The 2,192-nt window shown below is 59.7% G+C and carries 1 pseudogene (running past one end of the window); it reads left to right on the plus strand.

From position 1 onward, the window contains the following. Nucleotides 1-133: 133 nt before the first annotated feature. Nucleotides 134-2,192: pseudogene (locus F4Z13_07865) on the plus strand (tetratricopeptide repeat protein); it runs 65 nt beyond the window's last position.

Below are 2,192 nucleotides of genomic sequence, written 5' to 3' on the forward strand. Positions count from 1 at the left end.
ACAGCGCATACAGGTCGAAGGAGACGGAGAAGAAACTTCAGGAGAAGGGATACAGAAGCCATGTGAACCGCAAGGGTTCCCGGAACAGGCCGCTTGGGACGCGGACTAAGCGTGCGAACAGGACTTCCTCCGGGTGAGAGCGGCGGTTGGGCGCGTGTTCGGGGCGTGGGGGGTGTTAACCTCAAAATCCACTCGCATGTACGGGATCATGGTGTGGGGATTTTTCCCTTTTTATAAGGTGTTGTGCACCGGGTATGCTTGTTGCCCCATGACGAAAAATGGCGGGGAAAGAACAGTCGGTGTCTCAGCCGGACTTTTTACCCTAGCCCCCGGTTTGCGCGGCGACGCGTCTTTGCTGCTTGTTCTCGGATTGCTTGCGATTGGGAGTTACCTGCCGGCTCTTTGGGGGGAGTTTGTATGGGATGACTTCCTACTGATGAAACTTGACGCCGTATCGAGCTGGAGCGGGATCTGGCAGATATGGTTCAATCCCTCAAGCGCCTATCTGCAGGGAGACGCGGTGGAGGGTCACTACTGGCCGCTTCTCTACACGACTTTCTGGCTGGAGCACAAGCTCTGGGGCTTCAACCCTCTGGGCTATCACGCCCTAAATCTCCTGCTTCACTTCGCAAACACCGCGCTTTTGTGGCGTCTGCTTCTGCGCATGGGGGTTTCCGGCGCGTGGTTCGCCGCGGCGGTGTTCGCCGTGCATCCCCTGCACGTGGAGTCTGTCGTGTGGATAATTTCGAGAAAGGACCTGCTTTCGGCCCTGTTCTATCTCGGTGCCTTCTTTATGTGGATACGCTTTACCGAGGCGCCTCGCTTCAGGCGGTACGCGGCGGCGCTCGCGCTGTTCGGGGCCGCGCTGTTCTGCAAGTCGATCGCGGTCACCTTGCCGGCTGCGCTTCTCATTTTTCAGTGGTGGAGAAACGGCCGCGTCACTCCCGTGGACCTGGTGCGGGCGGCGCCGTTTTTTCTGCTTGGCCTCGGGGTCACGGGATTTGACACATGGTTCTACAAGACCAATGCGGCCGTTCCCTTCGACTACTCAGCTTACGAGCGTCTGCTTATCGCCTCGCGGGCCCTGTGGTTTTATCTTGAAAAGCTTCTTTGGCCGACGGACCTCGCGGTGATATACCCTCACTGGGAGATTGATCCGACGGACCCTTCCGGGTGGCTTTACTTCGCAGGGGCACTCGCAGTTGTCTTTGCGCTGTGGACGCTGCGTTTCCGGATCGGGCGGGGCCCGATGGCGTGCGCGCTTTTTTTCGCGGTCACGCTGTCTCCGACGCTTGGATTTGTCGACTACAGCTACATGGGGCTCTCGTTTGTGGCGGACCGCTATCAGTACCTTGCCGGTATCGGAGTGATTGTCTTTTTCACGGCCGCTGCCGTGCGGGCGGCCCAGAATATCCCCGCCGCGTCGCGCGGGGCGGGGATAGCCGGACTGCTTGTAATCGCTTTGCTCGGTCTCGCCGCCTGGAATCAGTCAGAAGTCTACAGAAACGAAGTTTCTCTGTTCAGGCATGTCATTTCCCTTAACCCCGATTCGTGGGTGGCCCATCAGAATCTTGGCATGGCGCTGGTCCGCCTCGGCGAATTCGAGGAAGCGGAAGTGCATACCCGTAGTTCCCTGGAGATTTTTCCGCTCAACCCGAAAGCCGTCCGGAATCTGGGAGAGGCGCTCAAGGGACAGGAGCGTTACGATGAGTCGCTTAAATGGTATCGCGCCATCGCCGCCCTGGAACCCGGCGAACCCCTGAATCACCTAGGCGTCGGATCCGTGCTTCTTGCTCTCGGCAAGTACCCGGAGGCGGTCTCGAGTCTTAAAAAGGCCCTTGAACTCGGGCCCGCGCCTTTGGTGGTGCCGAAGGCTCACGCGCTTCTGGGGCAGGGGTATCGGAAAATGGGGCGCGACGGCGAGGCGGACAGACACTTCGATCTCGGCGCGGAACTGGGCATGCAGATGAAACCGCCCGACCCGACGGCCGTTTTTTTCCGGGCGGAGGATCTGCGGGAGCGCAAGCTTTACGAGGAATCGCTCAAGTGGTACCGGGACGCGGTCAACGCGGATCCGGCTTTCGCGCTGGCCTACGCGGGCATGGGAGATTCTCTCTACCAGCTGGGAAGCAACGCGGAGGCGATTTCAAGCATGGAGCGCGCCCTTGAGCTTGGGCCCCGTCTTCCGATAG

This window comes from Candidatus Dadabacteria bacterium (assembly GCA_009837205.1).
GTDB lineage: Bacteria > Desulfobacterota_D > UBA1144 > Nemesobacterales > Nemesobacteraceae > Nemesobacter.